This is a genomic window from Sphingobium sp. ZW T5_29, from assembly GCF_044987515.1.
Taxonomy (GTDB): Bacteria; Pseudomonadota; Alphaproteobacteria; order Sphingomonadales; family Sphingomonadaceae; genus Sphingobium.
Genome location: NZ_JBJDRM010000001.1, coordinates 134,472 through 152,387 on the forward strand (window position 1 = coordinate 134,472; position 17,916 = coordinate 152,387).

Genomic DNA, 17,916 nt, shown 5'->3' on the forward strand with positions numbered 1-17,916 from the left:
TGCCGGGTTTCAGTCGGCGGCTTTCACCGCCTGCTGTTGTTTGCGCACACGCGCATAGGACATGACGCCGAAGGGAATGGTTGCCACATAGGCGGCCGACAGGCACAGCAATGTAAGCCAGGGATCGGTAATCAGGAGCGCCGCCAGCAAGCCCGCAACGGCAATCGCCTCCAAACGGATGCGCTTGCGCAGGCGCAGCGCCGACCAGCTATATGTCGCGATGTTGGAGATCATCAGGAAGGCAGTGAACGCCACCCAGGGCGCAACGACATACCAGGCCCGGAATATGTCTTCGCCCGTAACCAGCCACAGATAGAGCGGAACGAAGGCAAGCCCCGCCCCCGCCGGTGCCGGAACGCCGGTTAAAAATCCCGCCGATTTGTGCGGCTGTTCATCTGCATCGATATTAGCATTGAACCGCGCCAGACGCAGCGCGCAGGACAGGGCATGGGCCAGCGCAAATATCCATCCGAATTTCGGCATGGCATGCAGCGCCCACAGATACAGGATCAGTGCTGGCGCAACACCGAATGCGATCGAATCCGACAGGGAATCAAGCTCGGCCCCAAAACGGCTTTCGCCCCGCAGCAGCCGCGCGATCCTGCCGTCCAGCCCGTCCAATATCCCCGCAATGATGATGAGCGTCACCGCCAGTTCCCACCGTCCGGCAACGGCATATCGCACGCCGGTCAAACCGCAACACAGCGCCATGGCGGTGACCGCGTTGGGCGCGACCATCCGCAGCGTGATGCCACGACGCATGCCGCGCGGGATGGGGCGCCGCTGCCTCATTGTTGAATTCCCGAAATGACCCGCATGTCGCCCATCTGGCCAAGGATCGTTTCGCCAGCCACCGTCCGCTGGCCCAGCACGACGCGCGGCGCCGTCCCTTCGGGAAGATAGACATCGACGCGGCTGCCAAAGCGGATCAGACCGATGCGCTGCCCCGCCGCGATCATGTCGCCCGGCTTCACGAATGGGACGATCCGCCGCGCGACCAGCCCCGCGATCTGGGTAAAGCCGATGCGCACGCCATCATGCCGTTCGACCAAAATATGCTGCCGTTCATTGTCTTCGCTCGCCTTGTCGAGGTCGGCGTTGACGAACTTGCCCGAAATATAGACGACCGATTTGACGGTCCCGCCGATCGGCGTGCGGTTGATGTGCACGTCGAACACACTCATGAAGATGGACACGCGGACCATAGGCCGGTCGCCCAGGCCATCCGCTCCAGCCATTTCACGCGGCGGCGGCACACGCTGGATAAGTGTGACCAGCCCATCGGCTGGCGCGATGATGGCGCGTTCATCCTGGGGCACTGCGCGAACCGGATCGCGAAAGAAAGCAAAGACCCATATCGTCACCATCACCATCAACCAGCCGGGAATTTCCCAGCCGATCAGGAACAGAGCCAAGGTGATCGCCGCGGCAATCAGGCCGAACTTCACACCTTCGGGATGAACCGATGGGAAGCGCCATTTCACATTGCCGCCCAGCGCGACGGTCATTTCGTCATTTTCCATGCCAACGTCTTTAGGGACAGTCACTTGCACTGACAACGGTCGATGCCTCTGCGGGGGCCGGTAAAAATGCCGCCGCTCTCGCTGCCATTGCCCGGTTGAACATTGCCTTCGCTTTCCGTAGGGCGTTTCGCAAATCCACCTGAACAAAGAAGGCGAAAGAGGCGCATGGCGAAGATCAAGGTCAAGAACCCGGTCGTAGAGATTGATGGCGACGAAATGACGCGGATCATCTGGCAGTGGATCCGTGAACGCCTCATTCTCCCCTATCTCGACATCGACCTCAAATATTATGACCTGAGCGTTGAAAAGCGCGACGAAACCAACGACCAGATCACCGTCGATTGCGCCAATGCGGTCAAGCAATATGGGGTCGGCGTGAAGTGCGCCACCATCACCCCGGACGAAGCACGCGTCGAAGAATTCGGCCTCAAGGAAATGTGGAAGTCGCCCAATGGCACGATCCGCAATATCCTGGGCGGCGTCGTGTTCCGCGAACCGATCGTCATCCAGAACGTGCCGCGCCTGGTTCCAGGCTGGACCGACCCCATCGTCATCGGCCGCCACGCGTTCGGTGACCAGTATCGCGCCACCGATTTCCTGGTCCCCGGCCCTGGCAAGCTGCGCATGATCTGGGACGGCGCCAATGGCGAGAAGATCGAAAAGGACGTCTTCAACTTCCCCAGCCCGGGCGTCGCGATGGGCATGTACAATCTGGACGATTCGATCCGCGACTTCGCCCGTGCCAGCATGAACTATGCGCTCAGCCGCGGCTGGCCGCTGTATCTGTCGACCAAGAACACCATCCTCAAGGCCTATGACGGTCGTTTCAAGGACCTGTTCCAAGAAGTGTTCGACAATGAATTCGCCGATCAGTTCAAAGCGGCGGGCACCGTCTACGAACATCGCCTGATCGACGACATGGTCGCTTCCGCTCTGAAGTGGAGCGGCAAGTTCGTGTGGGCGTGCAAGAATTACGACGGCGACGTTCAGTCCGACACCGTAGCGCAGGGCTTTGGCTCGCTGGGCCTCATGACGTCCGTCCTGCTTTCGCCCGATGGCAAGACCGTCGAGGCCGAAGCCGCGCACGGCACCGTCACCCGCCACTATCGCCAGCACCAGCAGGGCAAGCAGACGTCGACCAACCCGATCGCGTCGATCTTCGCCTGGACCCAGGGCTTGTCCTATCGCGGCAAGTTCGATGATACCCCGGAAGTCACTAAGTTCGCCGAAACGCTGGAACGGGTCTGCATCGAAACCGTCGAAAGCGGCGCGATGACAAAGGATCTGGCGCTGCTGATCGGCCCCGATCAGGCATGGATGACGACGGAGCAGTTCTTCGAAGCGATCCGCGCCAACCTGGAAAAGGCCATGGGCCAGTGGGCCTGATCTGACGGGAACCGATCGGCGGTTCGCGGCTTATCAGTACGTTGGCGAAATGAGGCGGCGCTGTTCCAACAGCGCCGCCTTTTCCATTGCGGGGAGATGATTGATGACGACCAAGGCAGGAAAGCGGCTGGAAGTGCGCGTCGCCGTCCCCAGCGATGTCCGCGCGGTCCTGCGGCTGATCGCGCGGGTCTATCCGGGCATGCCCAACTATTCCCCGGCAACGGTCCGAGGCCAGATCAACAACTTTCCCGACGGCTGCTTCGTGGCGCTCTACGACAACAAGGTCGTGGGATATTGCGCGACCATGCGGGTGAGCAAGGGCATGGCCTTTTCCTTTCATGATTGGGAAGAAATCACGGCCAATGGCTTTGGCACGCGGCACAGCGCGGCGGGCGAATGGCTCTACGGCTATGAAATGGCGGTCGACCCGAAACTGCGCGGCCTGCGCATCGGCCAGCGTCTTTATGATGAGCGCAAGGAACTGGCCGAGCAGTTGGACCTGCACGGCATCGTCATCGCCGGGCGCATGCCGGGCTATGCCCGCGCCCGGCGGCGGGTCGACGGCCCCGCCGACTATCTGGAAAAGGTCGTGCAGGGGAAAATCCGCGACCAGGTCGTCAGTTTCCAGCTGAAAAATCAGTTCGAACCGCTGGGCGTGCTGGAAAACTATCTTCCCGAAGACAAGCAGTCCGATGGACATGCCGCCCATCTGGTCTGGCGCAATCCCTATGTGGATCCCGACGAAGCGCCTGAAATGCGCGTCCCGCGCGGGGTGGAAAGCGTCCGTCTGGCGACCTGCCAGCTACAGGCGCGCGCCGTTGCAGACTTCGATGAATTTGTCAGGAACATCGAATATTTCGTTGATGTCGCGGCAGATTATCGATCGGACTTCATTGTCTTCCCGGAATTATTCACCTTACCCTTGCTGTCTTTCGAAACGAAGAAGCTTTCCCCGCTGGAGGCAATCGACAAGCTGACAGACTATACGCCGCGCCTGACGAAGGAACTGACGCGGATGGCGCTGGAATATAATATCAACATTATCGGCGGCTCCCACCCGACCCGGGCCGACGACGGCGATATTCAGAACATCGCCTATGTCGCCCTGCGGGATGGTTCGGTCCACACCCAGGAAAAAATCCACCCGACGCCCAACGAGGCATTCTGGTGGAACATCAAGGGCGGCGATTCGCTCGACGTGATCCAGACCGACTGCGGCCCGATCGGCGTCCTCATCTGCTATGACAGCGAATTCCCAGAGCTAGCCCGCCGCCTGGTAGATCAGGGCGCGCGTATCATCTTCGTCCCCTTCTGCACCGACAGCCGTCTGGGCTATATGCGCGTGCGCTACTGCGCGCAGGCGCGGGCGATTGAAAATCAATGCTATGTCGTCATGTCCGGCAATGTGGGCAACCTGCCCAATGTCGACAATATGGACATTCAATATGCCAAGAGCGCGATCCTGACGCCCTGCGACCTGCCCTTCGCCCGCGACGGCATCGCGGCGGAATCAACGGAAAATGTCGAAACCCTGACCATGGCCGACGTAAACCTGGCCGACCTTAGCTGGGCACGCGCGGAAGGCACGGTGCGCAACCTGCGCGACCGCCGTTTCGACCTTTATCATATCGATTGGGATAGCAGCCCCGACCATGCCCATGCGCCCAGCGGCGGCCCTGTACCGGCAGGCGGCCACAATTCGCCTGGGGGTGGGTGACGGACCGATGGTTTGGGTGGAGAGCGGGCATTGATGTTCGCGCTGGATGAAATGCGCTCCTGCGAAGGCAGGAGCTTCGTCCGTCCGGGTAGATTATTGCAACGTCTGAACTGGGCTCCTGCCGTCGCAGGAGCACGGCGTGCCTAACGGCAAATGGTCGTTCGCTGACGGTGTCGATTCATTGATCTGAAAGTGCATCTCCATGCAACATCTCCAGCGATCGTTCATTTCATGAAACATGCCTTCGACCGCCATTCGCGACTTTTACTATGACGCCGCCGAACATCGGCTGGACGTGCAGTTCGTCAGCGGAAAGCGCTACAGCTATTTCGATGTGCCGGAACAGCTAGCGGCGGAGATGACCAGGGCCTCGTCCAAGGGTGGCTTTTTCAATCGCCGTATCCGCGACCATTATCCCTTCACTCGACAGTGACAGACTTGGCCAGATTGCGCGGCTGATCCACGTCCGTCCCCTTCGCCACGGCGACATGGTAGGCCAGCAGTTGCACTGGCACCGCATAGACCATCGGCGCGATCAGTGGATGCACTTTGGGCATGGTGATGGTGGCGATGCACCCCTCACCCGCCGCCTGCACGCCGTCATAATCGGAAATCAGCACCACCTTGCCACCGCGCGCCTGCACTTCCTGCATGTTGCTCACGGTCTTTTCGAACAACGGCCCGCTGGGGGCGAGAACGATCACCGGCACCTTGTCATCAATCAGCGCGATCGGACCATGCTTCATTTCGCCAGCGGCATAGCCTTCAGCATGAATATAGCTGATTTCCTTCAGCTTTAGCGCCCCTTCCAGCGCTAGCGGATAGTCGGGACCACGCCCAAGATAAAGCACGTCCCGTGCCGCCGCGATCAGATGCGCCATGGCCTCGATCGATTCATCATAGGCCAGCGCCGCATTCAGCGCGGCAGGCGCTTCGGCCAGGTGGCGTACCAATTCCTTTTCCGCCTTGGCGTCCAGTCGCCCCTTGGCCCGCGCGAGATTGGCGGCGAAGGCGGCCAGCACGGCGAGTTGGCACGTGAATGCCTTGGTCGATGCGACGCCAATTTCCGGCCCGGCATGGGTGGGAAGCAGCAGGTCAGCCTCCCGCGCCATCGTGCTGGTGGGGACGTTGACGACGGCGGCGATTTTCTGCCCCTCGCTCCGCGCGTGGCGCAGCGCGGCAAGCGTGTCGGCGGTTTCGCCGGACTGGCTGATAACGATCATCAGCCCGCCATCCTCCATCACCGGTGCGCGATAGCGGAACTCGCTGGCCACATCGACGTCGACCGGCACGCGGGCGAGCTGTTCGAACCAATATTTGGCGACCATGCCTGCGTAGTAGCTGGTGCCGCAGGCGACGATCGTTACCCTGCGGATCGCACCCAGATCGAAATCGGGGACCGGCAGCGACACCTGATCCTCCAGGCGGCGGAGGTAGGATCGCAGGGTCTGGGCGACGACCACAGGCTGCTCATAAATTTCCTTGAGCATATAGTGGCGATGATTGCCCTTGGAGATCAGTTCGCCCGTGACGCCGGAAATGGTGATCGGCCGTTCGACGGGAATATTGTCCTTGTCGAATATCTCCGCCCCCTGAGCGGTGACGATCACCCAGTCGCCTTCCTCCAGATAGGCGATGCGCTGGGTCAGCGGCGCCAACGCCAGCGCGTCGGAACCAAGATAGGTTTCTCCATCGCCATATCCCACCACCAACGGCGACCCCAATCGCGCGCCGATCAGCATATCCGGGCTGCTGCGGAACAATATAGCCAGCGCGAAGGCGCCATGGAGCCGGGGGAGAATCTGCGCCACCGCATCGCGTGGGGAAGCGCCCTGCTCTACCAGTTCGCTCACCAGATGCGCGACGACTTCCGTATCGGTTTCGCTGTCGAACACGCGGCCCCGAGCGGTCAGTTCTTCCCGCAGCGTCTTGAAATTTTCGATGATGCCGTTGTGAACCAGCGCGACTTCCCTGGTCGCGTGGGGATGCGCATTGCTGGTCGTCGGCGCGCCATGGGTGGCCCAGCGCGTGTGAGCGATGCCTGTGGTTCCCGGCAAGGGGTTGCCTTCCAGTTCCTTCACCAGATTGGCGAGCTTGCCCTCCGCACGGCGGCGTTCGATCGCGCCATCATGGATGGCCGCCACGCCCGCGCTGTCATAGCCGCGATATTCCAGCCGCTTCAGACCTTCGACAAGCCGCTCCGCCACACCGTCCTTGCCGACGATACCGATTATTCCGCACATGGATTGTGATGCCCCAGAAAACTGAAAAACAAGCGATTAGCTGTCGCCACGTCCATAGCTATGCCACGGTCGCACGCGAAACGACAGGGGCCTGTGTCATCCGGCGCGAATTGTAACCAGCCAGATGTCCGGCGGCGCGAGCATGCGGATGGGAAGGCCGCTGGTCCCCACGCCTCCCGACACGATCATGGTCTTTTCGCCCTGCCCATACACGCCGCAGGCGTAGCGCGTGCCCAGGCGTGATGGAACATAGACGATGCCCAGCAGAGGTAACGCCACCTGGCCGCAATGTGTATGCCCTACGAGCGTGAGCGACCGCTGATCGGGCAAGGCCGGAAAGATGTCCGGGCCGTGCGAAAGGATGAGGGGCGCGCCGCCCAGCGCCTTCATGTCCGCCAGGGTGCCGGGAATATCCGGTTTTCCAGTGTAAAAGTCGCGCAGCCCGCCAATCGCCAGCGGACCGCGCCGACTGGCTTCATTGTCCAACAGGCTTATTCCAATCCCGGCCAACAGGCGTCGCCACTCCTTCCGGCTCACCAGTGCATGGCGGCGGTCGTCATGATTGCCAAGCACTGCCACAACGCCCAGGCGCGCACGCAGCGCGGCCAAGGGCGCGATGCTTTCGGCCGCGTTATAGGTCGCTCCGCCTTTTTCATCGCCGATATAGTCCCCGCCCAGCAGGACGAGGTCTGGCTTCAGGCCATTCACCATCGCGACAATGCGGGCCATCCGTTCGGGACTATTGTCAGGACCCGACAGATGCGTGTCGGTGATCAGGGCTACGCGCACTGACTTGTACGGCGCATCCGGGGGGAAAGGCAGGGCGATCTCCAACCGCCGCACGACCGGCATCGCCCGCGCATTGTCGATCAGCCAAAGACCCGTCCCGATAGCCAACAACAGCATGACCAGCAGTGCGGCCAGCCGGGGCGAAGTCCGGCCTATCACTTGGCGGCTTTGCGCGCCTGCATCCTGGCCCGGAAGCGTTTGGCCCAACCGGGCTTACCCTCCTGCACGGGTCGAACCAGGCACAGGGCGTCGGCGTCGACCTCTTTAGTGACCACGCTGCCCGCCGCCACGATCGCACCATCGCCAATCTTCACCGGTGCGACCAGCGCGCTGTTGGAGCCGATGAACGCCCCCGCTCCTATTTCCGTGCGATATTTGAAGAAGCCATCATAATTGCAGGTAATGGTGCCCGCCCCGATATTGGCACCGGGACCGATGACGGCATCGCCGATGTAGGACAGGTGATTGACCTTCGCACCTTCGCCCAGTTCCGATTTCTTCACTTCAACGAAATTGCCTACCTTTGCCTTCGGCCCAATCTTCGCGCCCGGACGCAGCCTGGCATAAGGTCCGACCTCCGCCCCCGCACCGATAAACGCTCCCTCCAGATGCGAAAAGGCGCGGATGGTGACATCGTCGGCCACGTTCACGCCCGGGCCGAACACGACATTGGGCTCCACGCGCACATCCCGCCCCAGCACCGTATCATACGCAAAGTAGACAGTTTCGGGCGCAACCAGCGTAACGCCGTCGCGCATCGCCTCCATACGGCGACGATCCTGCCAGTCCGCTTCGACCCCTGCCAGTTCCGCACGGCTGTTCACACCGGCGACTTCCCACGATTCCGCTTCGATCACCGCGCTTTGCGCGCCGGGCAGCATGACGATGTCGGGCAGATAATATTCGCCTGCAGCATTATTATTGCCAATCTGGTCCAACAGCACGAACAGATCGGTCGAACGCACGGCCATCAAGCCGGAGTTGCACAGCGTCACCGCACGTTCGCCGGCATCGGCATCCTTATATTCCACCATTTTTTCGATGGCGCCCTGCCCATCGGTGATGATCCTGCCATAGGCGGCAGCATCCTCAGGCCGAAAGCCCAGCACAACCGCGCGTGGTTCGTCCCCCATGTTTAATCTGTCGAGCATCGCACGCATGGTTTCGGGCCGGACCAATGGAACGTCGCCATAAAGGATCAATATGTCGCCAGCGAACCCCGCCAGCGCATCATGCGCCTGAGCGACGGCATGCCCTGTACCCAACTGCTTGTCCTGCACGGAGATCACGGCGCCGGTTCCAGCCACCGCGGCTTCCACTTGTTCACGGCCAGAACCAACGACCACGACCTGCCGCGCTGGCTTCAGTCCGGCAACGCTGGCGAGCAGGTGGAGCAGCATGGGGCGTCCCGCGACCGGGTGCAGAACCTTGTGCATGGCGGATTTCATGCGCGTCCCCTGCCCAGCGGCAAGGATGATGACAGCGATCGGGCGGCTGGCGGTCACGGCGGAACGCTTCCTTCCTGCAAGATAAAGAGGTCAAGAATCTGAAGGCTCTCTGCCACGTTTGACTTGCCTTTGCCACCGCGCTGGCCGCATGAGCCGCCCCATGGCACGGATTCCTTTCGACGTCGTCGGTTTTGACCTGGACGGCACTTTACTGGACACCAGCGGCGACTTGGCCGCAGCGGTCAACTATGCCCTAGCGACACTGGATCGACCGCCGTTCCCGGTGGAGGCCATTCATCCCTTTGTCGGCAAGGGCGCAAAAGTGATGCTGGAAAGGGCGCTGGCCGCTTCGGGCGCGTGCGATGACGGGCTGATCACCGCAACGCTGCCGATCCTGCTTGATTATTACGAGCAGAATCTTGCTGTCCACTCTATCCCCTACCCCGGTGCGATCGCAGCAATAGACCAACTGGAGCAAGTGGGCGTAAAGGTCGCCATCTGCACCAACAAATCGGAACGCTTTACCATTCCGTTGATGCACCAGATCGGCCTGTCGGAACGGTTTGCCAGCATTGTCTGTGGCGACACTCTGCAAGTTTCCAAACCTGACCCCGCCCCGATCCATGAGATGGTCGCGCGCGCAGGCGGCGGCAGGGCCATATTCCTGGGCGACACCATCAACGACATTGCGGGCGCGCGTAACGCCGCCATTCCGAGCATCGCGGTCAGCTTTGGCTTTCTGGATGGTCCCGTTGAACTATTACAGGCCGACGCCGTGATCGATCATTTCGATGAATTGGTGCCGCTTCTGGAAAATTGGCAAAGCTGAACTAAAAACCCTGTGTTTACATCCATATCGGATGAATATTTCATCGATTCTGGAAGTATTTATTAAGGGTGAGGTTATACGTGCCAGCCGGGCGCGCGCTGCACGCGTCGTGCGTAACCAGCAGAAAGTGAAGGATAAAGGCACTCGGCATGGGAGAAAATTTTGCTTTCTTCCTGCCCGTCATGTTGGCCAGCTTCAGCATCGCTTTTCTGATCCTTTACAGCAGGGGCATGCGCGTAGCCGGTTGGTGGAGCACAGGCTATCTCTGCGTCGCGGGTGGGTTCACCACCCCTGTCGTTTATTCAGCCGTCCCGACGCCCCTCTGGAGCTTGCTGGCTGACATATTGTTTGCAACGGGATTCCTGTTCTTCAGCGAAGCGTTGCTCCAACGGTGGCGCCCCTTATGGCTTCGGCCTGCCCGCGTCGCCATCTGGGGATTATCCTGCTTTCTGTGCGCCACGGCGTTGGCTGTCGGCAATCTGCCCATGGAACTTGCCGCATCCGACTTCGGCTGCTTCCTGCTCATCGCCCTGCCGTTGATCGCAGCCAGGGGGCAGTTGACCAGCGGTGCGGATCGCACCCTGTTCGCAGCAGCCACATTGGTGGCGATCGACAATCTGGTGCGAGGCAGCACTATCCAGCTAACCCTGGCACAGGGCATCGATTACCTGGTCAGCGATTACGCCTTTCTGACCCAGGCGCTCGCCTGCATATTCGGGATGTTCCTGGCGCTGGCGGCTCTTGCGACACAAGTGCTCGACCTGCTCACGCGTTATGAACGCGATGCGATGATCGATCCGCTTTCAGGCTTGCTCAATCGCCGTGGATTTGACGACGCGGTGATGCAACTGGGCACGACGGCTCGATCGGGTAGCGTCGTCGTCTGCGATATCGACCATTTCAAGGTCGTGAATGATGAACATGGCCATGCCGTGGGTGACCGCGTCATCGTAGCACTGGCCAGGATGCTGGAACACAAGACACCCGATACGACAATAACGGCCCGTTTTGGAGGGGAGGAATTCGTCCTTTTCCTGCCAGGCACCGATGCCGCCTGCGCCGCCGCCATTGCAAATGACATCCGGGAATGTTTCACCCGCGACATCGGGTCGACATTGCCACTCATGCGCAGCCTGACCGCCAGCTTCGGTTTGTCCACCGTCCGGCGTGCCGATACGTCCATCCACGATACCATCGCCCGTGCAGACGAGTCATTGTACAAGGCGAAATCGCGGGGGCGTAATCAGGTTTGCGTATCGCGCGCCGTTGCCCACCCCAATTTCAAATCCGCGACCACACCCGCGGCGGCCAGCGCCCGATAGTGAAAAAAGGCCGCCCATTATGGGCAGCCTCTTCCTGTCTCGCGGTAATCTTGGTTCGATCACATATGGATGGGCTTGCCCATTACCGCCATCGCCGCTTCCTTGATCGCTTCGCTATGCGTTGGGTGCGCGTGGCAGGTATAGGCGATGTCCTCGCTCGATGCGCCGAACTCCATGGCCTGCGCGGCCTGCGCAATCATGGTGCCCGCGACCGAAGCGATGATCCACACGCCAACCACCTTGTCAGTCTGGGCATCGGCGATGATCTTTACGAAGCCGTCAGGTTCGTGATTGGTCTTGGCGCGGCTGTTTGCCATCATCGGGAACTTGCCGACCTTGATCACGCCCTTTTCCCTGGCAGCTTCCTCGGTCAAGCCCACCCCAGCAATCTCCGGGCTGGTATAAACGACCGACGGGATCACGTCGTGATTCACGATGCCGGTCAGGCCAGCGATATTCTCCGCGACTGCAATGCCTTCATCCTCGGCTTTATGGGCAAGCATGGGGCCGGGGATCACGTCGCCGATCGCCCAGACGCCAGGCACCTTGGTCGCGAAATCATGATCGGTCTCAATCTGGCCGCGACCGTTAAGCTCCAGGCCGATCTTGTCCAGACCCAGCCCGTCGGTATTGGGACGGCGGCCGATCGACACCAAAACCACATCGGCCTCAATCGTCTCATTATCACCGCCAGCAGCCGGTTCGACGGTCAGGGTCACGCCCTTCTTATGCGCCTGTGCGCCCGTCACCTTGGTTCCCAGCTTGTATTCGAAGCCCTGCTTCTTGAATATCTTGTTCGCTTCCTTGCGGACTTCCCCGTCCATGCCAGGCAGGATCTGGTCGAGATATTCGACCACGGTTACCTTTGCGCCCACACGACGCCAGACGGAACCCAGTTCCAGCCCGATGACGCCGCCACCGATCACGACCATATGGCCGGGCACCTTGTCCAGTTCCAGCGCGCCCGTCGAATCGACGATCAGACCCTTGTCATTGTCGACTTCGACGCCCGGTAATGGCGTGACCGAAGATCCGGTGGCAATGACGATATTCTTCGCCGTGACCGTCTTGCCAGCTATTTCAACTGTGTTCGCGCCGGTGAAGCTGGCACGCCCCTTCAACCAGTCGATCTTGTTTTTCTTGAACAGAAACTCGATACCGCCCGTCAGCCCCTTGACGGCGTCCTTGCGCTGGCCCTGCATCGCGCCCAGGTCCAGGCTCATCTTGTCAATCTTGACGCCCAGCTTGGCGAGTGCGCCGCTTGATGCTTCCTCGAACAATTCGGACGCGTGCAGCAGCGCCTTCGACGGGATGCAACCGACGTTGAGGCAGGTTCCGCCCAACGTGTCGCGGCTTTCGGCGCAGGCTGTCTTGAGGCCCAGTTGCGCAGCACGGATCGCCGCCACATAGCCACCCGGCCCCGCGCCAATCACCAGAACGTCATAATCGAAGTCTGCCATAAGAATCTCCGTTCGCCCTGAGCCTGTCTAGGGGCTTCACTAGCTATTTCGTCCCTTGGGGAAAAAGAGACAGGGCTTCGACAGGCTCGGCCCGAACGGAAAGACGGCCGACCTTACAGGTCGATCAACAGACGGGTTGGATCTTCGATCGCATTCTTCACCGCGACGAGGAAGGTCACCGCTTCGCGGCCATCGACCAGACGATGATCATAGCTGAGAGCCAGATACATCATCGGACGAATGACGATCTCACCATTGCGGACGACCGGACGGTCCTCAATACGATGAAGGCCCAGCACGGCCGACTGCGGCGGGTTGATGATCGGACTCGACAGCAACGAACCGAAGACGCCACCGTTGGAGATAGTGAAGGTGCCACCCTTCATGTCTTCCATGGTAAGCGTGCCTTCCTTGGCCTTCTTGCCAAAGCCGCCGATCGTCTTTTCGATGTCCGCCACGCTCAGGCTTTCCGCGTTGCGGATCACTGGCACGACCAGGCCATTGGGGGCGGAAACGGCGACCGAAATGTCGGCGAAATCATTGTAGACGATCTCGTCGCCATCGATCTGCGCATTAACGCCCGGAATGTCGCGCAGCGCCATGCAGACGGCCTTGGTGAAGAAGCCCATGAAGCCCAGACGGACGCCATGCTTCTTTTCAAACAAGTCCTTATACTTTGCGCGCGCTTCAATGACGTTGGTCATATCGACGTCATTATAGGTCGTCAGCAGCGCCGCCGTATTCTGCGCTTCCTTCAAGCGCTTGGCGACCGTCTGGCGCAGGCGGGTCATTTTGACGCGTTCCTGCGCGCGGCTGGGACCAGCGACCGGAGCAGCCGCAGCAGGGGTGGCGGCAGGGGCCAAAGCCGCAGCCTTGGCAGTGCCAGCGGCGACAGCAGCAGTCACGTCATCCTTGGTCAGGCGACCGTCCTTGCCCGTGCCCTTGATCTTGCTGGGGTCGAGGCCATGTTCCAGGACCAGGCGGCGTACGGCCGGCGACAGCGTCAGGTTGCCGCCTTCGTCTTCTTCGGCCGGGGCCGAAGCCGTGGGAGCGGGCGCGGCAGCCTCCGCCTTGGCAGCGGGGGCCGGTGCGGCGCCAGCGGCAGGCTTGGCGGCAGCGGCTGCACCTTCGTTGATCATCGCCAGCAGCGCGCCGACGTTCACGGTATCGCCTTCCTTGGCGATGATGTCGCCCAGCGTTCCAGCGACTGGCGCGGGCACGTCGACGGCAACCTTGTCGGTTTCCAGGCTGACGATCGCCTCATCGGCCTGCACGGCCTCTCCAGGCTTCTTCAGCCACTGGCCAACGGTCGCTTCGGTAACGGATTCGCCCAGGGTAGGGACTTTGACTTCTGTTGCCATGAGCTTGGTCAGCCTTTCTTCTGGCGGCGGATTTCTTCACGGACGCTGTGACCCAGCGCATCGGCGACGAGCGCGCCCTGTTCAGCGACGTGGCGTTTGGCGAGGCCCGTTGCGGGCGATGCCGATGCCTTGCGCCCGGCATAGCGGGCACGCATCGGAGCCCTGCCCGCCTGCGCCAGCGCTTCCTCAATATATGGCTCGACAAATGACCAGGCGCCATTGTTGCGCGGTTCTTCCTGGCACCAGATCACTTCCTCCAGGTTCGTCATGCGCTTCAGACGCACGGCGAGAGCCTCAGCGGGGAAGGGATAGAGCTGTTCGATGCGGACGACCTGGGTATTTTTATCACCTGCCGCGTTGCGGGCTTCCATCAGGTCGTAGGCAACCTTGCCGGAGCAGAGCACCAACCGCTTTGTTTCTGCGTCCGGCGCCGGATTGATGTCCGACAGGATGCGCATGAAGTGGGTATTGCCCTGGAAGTCCTGAGCCGTGCTGACGGCCAGCTTGTGCCGCAGCAGCGACTTTGGCGTCATCATGATCAGCGGCTTGCGGAACGGGCGCAGCATCTGTCGGCGCAGGATATGGAAATAGTTGGCCGGCGTCGTGCAATTGGCGACCTGGATATTGCCTTCCGCGCAGAGTTGCAGGAAGCGTTCCAGGCGTGCCGAGCTGTGCTCCGGCCCCTGTCCTTCGTAGCCGTGGGGCAAGAGGCAGACAAGACCGTTCGAACGGAGCCACTTGGTTTCCGACGAGCAGATATACTGGTCGAATATGATCTGCGCACCATTGGCAAAATCGCCAAACTGCGCTTCCCACAGCACCAGGCTCTTGGGATCGGCAAGCGCAAAGCCATATTCAAAGCCCAGCACGCCATATTCCGACAAGGGGCTGTCGAGTACCTCAAACCGGCCATGGGGAACGGTGGACAGCGGGATATATTTATTCTCGCTATCCTGGTCGACCCAGACAGCGTGGCGCTGACTGAAGGTTCCGCGACCGGAGTCCTGTCCCGACAGGCGGACGCCATAGCCTTCCGACAACAGCGAACCGAAAGCCAGCGCTTCGCCGGTCGCCCAGTCGAAGTTCACACCGTTCTTGAACATCTCCGCCTTTGCATCGATCACGCGTTGCAAAGTTTTGTGGACATTATGTCCTTCGGGCACCGTCGTCAGCGTCTTGCCCAGGCTGTCGAACAATTTCTGGCTGATCGCGCTTTCGACATTCTGCCGCGCCGTTTCCGCGTCAGCGGGCTTGTGCAAGCCAGACCACCGGCCGGCAAACCAGTCCGCCTTGTTGGACTTGTAGCTCTTGGCAGCCTCGAACTCCTGCTCCAGATGGTTGACGAAGTCGCCCGTCACTTGGTTCACAAAGTCGTCGTCGACCACGCCTTCCGCCTTCAGTCGGGCCGAATAGACATCGCTGACCCGCGCGTGCTGGCGAATTTTGGCGTACATCTGCGGCTGAGTGAAGCTCGGTTCGTCGCCCTCATTGTGGCCGAAGCGGCGATAACACCACATGTCGATCACGATGTCGCGATGGAAGGTCTGACGATATTCGATCGCCAGCTTGCACGCGAAGGTCACCGCTTCGGGATCGTCGCCATTGATGTGAAGGATCGGAGCCTGGACGCCCTTCGCCACGTCGCTGGGATAGGGCGATCCGCGCGAAAATTGGGGCGAGGTCGTAAAGCCGATCTGGTTGTTGACGATGAAGTGGATGCAACCGCCGGTATTATAGCCACTGACGCCCGAAAAACCCAGGCATTCCCAAACGATGCCCTGACCGGCAAAGGCCGCGTCACCGTGGATCAGCACAGGCAACACCTGCTCATGCTTGCCCAGATCGTCGCGGAAGGTCTGCTGCGCGCGGACCTTGCCCAGCACGACCGGATCAACTGTTTCAAGATGCGACGGGTTGGGAACCAGCGACATGTGCACCTTGATCCCGTCGAACTCACGGTCAGTGGAGGTGCCCAGATGATATTTGACGTCGCCCGAACCGCCGACGTCTTCCGGGTTGGCGGTGCCGCCGGAAAATTCGTGGAAGATGACGCGAAAGCCCTTGGCCATCACGTTGGCAAGGACGTTGAGGCGACCGCGATGGGCCATGCCGTAGACAATTTCCCGAACGCCCAGCGCGCCGCCATATTTGATGATGGCTTCCAGGGCCGGGATCATCGACTCGCCGCCGTCCAGGCCAAAGCGCTTGGTGCCGACATATTTGCGGCCCAGGAACTTTTCATATTGTTCGGCCTGGATGACCTTCGCCAGGATCGCCTTCTTGCCTTCGGGCGTGAACTGGATTTCCTTATCCTTGCCCTCCAACCGTTCCTGCAGGAAGCGACGCTCCTCAACATCGGCAATGTGCATATATTCAAGGCCGACATTGCCGCAGTAATTGGCGCGCAAAATAGCAACGATCTCACGCACCGTCGCATATTGCAGGCCGAGCGTTCCACCGAGATAGATCTTTTTCTCAGGATCGTTCAGGCCGTGATATTCCGGCGTAAGGTCAGCCGGCAGGTCGCGCTGGGACAGGCTCAAAGGATCGAGATTGGCGGCGAGGTGACCGCGAACGCGATAGGTACGGATCAGCATCTGCGCGCGGATGGCATCGTCAGCGGCACTGACCGCATCCGCGTCCGATACGGCTTTGCCCGAAGCCTTGGCCGCAGCCTTTACCGCGACCTGCATCTGCGTCGGGTCCATCGCCCCCGTCAGGTCGTCCGTATCGCTCAGCGGCCAGTTGCTGCGGGCCCAACTGGGTCCGTGCTCGACTTCGAAATCCTGGTTCTCGTAACCCATTTCTCTGCGTCCCATGCCACCCGCGTGCAGTCGCGGATCGGGGTAACAAGCGGCCGGGGTGCAGCCCGGCCACCTTGCAGGCTTCAGATCAGCCCTTCAGCACTTCCACCAGCGTCGAACCAAGCTCCGAAGGGCTGGCCGCGACCTTGATGCCGGCGGCTTCCATCGCCGCAATCTTGCTTTCAGCATCGCCCTTACCGCCCGACACGATCGCACCGGCATGGCCCATGCGACGGCCCGGAGGCGCCGTGCGGCCTGCGATGAAACCTGCCATCGGCTTCTTGCGGCCACGCTTGGCTTCGTCGATCAGGAACTGCGCAGCCTGCTCTTCCGCGTCGCCGCCGATTTCACCGATCATGATGATCGATTCGGTAGCGTCGTCGGCCAGGAACAGTTCCAGCACGTCGATGAAGTTGGTGCCATTGACCGGGTCGCCGCCGATGCCGACAGCCGTGGTCTGGCCCAGGCCTGCGTTCGAGGTCTGGAACACGGCTTCATAGGTCAAGGTGCCGGAACGCGAAACGACGCCGACGCTGCCCGCCTTGAAGATGCTGCCGGGCATGATGCCGATCTTGCACTCATTAGGGGTCAGCACGCCGGGGCAGTTCGGGCCGATCAGGCGCGACTTGCTGCCGGACAGCGCGCGCTTGACGCGTACCATGTCGAGCACCGGAATGCCTTCGGTGATGCAGACGATCAGCGGGATTTCCGCATCGATCGCTTCCAGGATCGAATCAGCCGCGAATGGCGGCGGAACATAGACGACCGAAGCATCCGCGCCGGTCTTTGCCTTTGCTTCGGCAACGGTATCGTACATAGGCAGGCCGATGTGGCTGGTGCCGCCCTTGCCGGGCGTGACGCCAGCAACCATCTGCGTGCCATAAGCCAGCGCCTGTTCGGTGTGGAAGGTGCCGGTGGCACCGGTCATACCCTGGGTAATGACCTTGGTGTTCTTGTTCACCAGAATGGACATGTCAGTCCCTTTACATTCTGTGGACGTGGCACTTCAGATGAAAGGCAGCATGTCCCAGGCT

Annotated in this window: 14 protein-coding genes; 5 read left to right on the forward strand and 9 right to left on the reverse strand. The window is 60.9% G+C overall.

The window, feature by feature from the left end:
- Positions 1 to 9: 9 nt before the first annotated feature.
- Together ACI3KQ_RS00670 and ACI3KQ_RS00675 are read right to left on the reverse strand one after the other, a co-directional pair.
- A complete protein-coding gene (locus ACI3KQ_RS00670; protein ID WP_404953767.1) occupies positions 10 to 792 on the reverse strand; it encodes a CDP-alcohol phosphatidyltransferase family protein in 783 nt (260 codons plus the stop codon).
- Entirely contained in the window at positions 789 to 1,523 is a 735-nt protein-coding gene (locus ACI3KQ_RS00675) for a phosphatidylserine decarboxylase (protein WP_404953769.1), read from the reverse strand. The genes ACI3KQ_RS00670 and ACI3KQ_RS00675 overlap by 4 nt, the downstream gene beginning before the upstream one ends.
- 165 nt (positions 1,524 to 1,688) lie before the next feature.
- Here ACI3KQ_RS00675 and ACI3KQ_RS00680 point away from each other — a divergent pair, with 165 nt between their 5' ends.
- From ACI3KQ_RS00680 to ACI3KQ_RS00690, 3 genes are all read left to right on the forward strand, one after another.
- On the forward strand, positions 1,689 to 2,909 hold the full coding sequence (locus ACI3KQ_RS00680; protein ID WP_404953771.1) for an NADP-dependent isocitrate dehydrogenase: 1,221 nt from the start codon (positions 1,689 to 1,691) through the stop codon (positions 2,907 to 2,909).
- A 103-nt stretch (positions 2,910 to 3,012) separates the two neighbouring features.
- Positions 3,013 to 4,626 carry a GNAT family N-acetyltransferase gene (locus tag ACI3KQ_RS00685; RefSeq protein ID WP_404953773.1) on the forward strand — a complete coding sequence of 538 codons (1,614 nt, stop codon included), beginning with the start codon at positions 3,013 to 3,015 and terminating at the stop codon, positions 4,624 to 4,626.
- A gap of 238 nt (positions 4,627 to 4,864) precedes the next feature.
- Complete coding sequence (locus tag ACI3KQ_RS00690) at positions 4,865 to 5,059, forward strand: KTSC domain-containing protein (RefSeq protein WP_404953775.1); 195 nt, start codon at positions 4,865 to 4,867, stop codon at positions 5,057 to 5,059.
- Here ACI3KQ_RS00690 and glmS read toward each other — a convergent pair.
- From glmS to glmU, 3 genes are all read right to left on the reverse strand, one after another.
- Positions 5,046 to 6,869: a glutamine--fructose-6-phosphate transaminase (isomerizing) gene (gene glmS, locus ACI3KQ_RS00695; protein WP_404953777.1), complete on the reverse strand. Its 1,824-nt coding sequence runs from the start codon at positions 6,867 to 6,869 to the stop codon at positions 5,046 to 5,048. The two genes, ACI3KQ_RS00690 and glmS, sit on opposite strands and share 14 nt — an antisense overlap.
- A gap of 96 nt (positions 6,870 to 6,965) precedes the next feature.
- Positions 6,966 to 7,775, reverse strand: coding sequence for a metallophosphoesterase (locus ACI3KQ_RS00700; RefSeq protein WP_404954070.1), 810 nt, complete (start codon positions 7,773 to 7,775; stop codon positions 6,966 to 6,968).
- Between the two features lie 38 nt (positions 7,776 to 7,813).
- Positions 7,814 to 9,106, reverse strand: a complete 1,293-nt coding sequence (gene glmU / locus ACI3KQ_RS00705) for a bifunctional UDP-N-acetylglucosamine diphosphorylase/glucosamine-1-phosphate N-acetyltransferase GlmU (protein ID WP_404954072.1) — start codon at positions 9,104 to 9,106, stop codon at positions 7,814 to 7,816.
- A gap of 160 nt (positions 9,107 to 9,266) precedes the next feature.
- Here glmU and ACI3KQ_RS00710 point away from each other — a divergent pair, with 160 nt between their 5' ends.
- Entirely contained in the window at positions 9,267 to 9,935 is a 669-nt protein-coding gene (locus ACI3KQ_RS00710) for an HAD family hydrolase (RefSeq protein ID WP_404953779.1), read from the forward strand.
- 149 nt (positions 9,936 to 10,084) lie between these two features.
- Positions 10,085 to 11,257: a GGDEF domain-containing protein gene (locus ACI3KQ_RS00715; protein ID WP_404953781.1), complete on the forward strand. Its 1,173-nt coding sequence runs from the start codon at positions 10,085 to 10,087 to the stop codon at positions 11,255 to 11,257.
- Positions 11,258 to 11,316: 59 nt separating this feature from the next.
- Here the strand turns inward: ACI3KQ_RS00715 and lpdA are convergent, their stop codons facing one another.
- The 4 genes from lpdA to sucD all read right to left on the reverse strand — a co-directional run bounded on the left by lpdA (position 11,317) and on the right by sucD (position 17,855).
- Positions 11,317 to 12,717: a dihydrolipoyl dehydrogenase gene (lpdA, locus tag ACI3KQ_RS00720; protein ID WP_404953783.1), complete on the reverse strand. Its 1,401-nt coding sequence runs from the start codon at positions 12,715 to 12,717 to the stop codon at positions 11,317 to 11,319.
- A gap of 113 nt (positions 12,718 to 12,830) precedes the next feature.
- On the reverse strand, positions 12,831 to 14,078 hold the full coding sequence (odhB, locus tag ACI3KQ_RS00725) for a 2-oxoglutarate dehydrogenase complex dihydrolipoyllysine-residue succinyltransferase (protein ID WP_404953785.1): 1,248 nt from the start codon (positions 14,076 to 14,078) through the stop codon (positions 12,831 to 12,833).
- An 8-nt stretch (positions 14,079 to 14,086) separates the two neighbouring features.
- Entirely contained in the window at positions 14,087 to 16,882 is a 2,796-nt protein-coding gene (locus ACI3KQ_RS00730) for a 2-oxoglutarate dehydrogenase E1 component (protein ID WP_404953787.1), read from the reverse strand.
- Positions 16,883 to 16,970: 88 nt separating this feature from the next.
- Positions 16,971 to 17,855, reverse strand: a complete 885-nt coding sequence (sucD, locus tag ACI3KQ_RS00735) for a succinate--CoA ligase subunit alpha (RefSeq protein WP_404953789.1) — start codon at positions 17,853 to 17,855, stop codon at positions 16,971 to 16,973.
- Positions 17,856 to 17,916 lie beyond the last annotated feature (61 nt).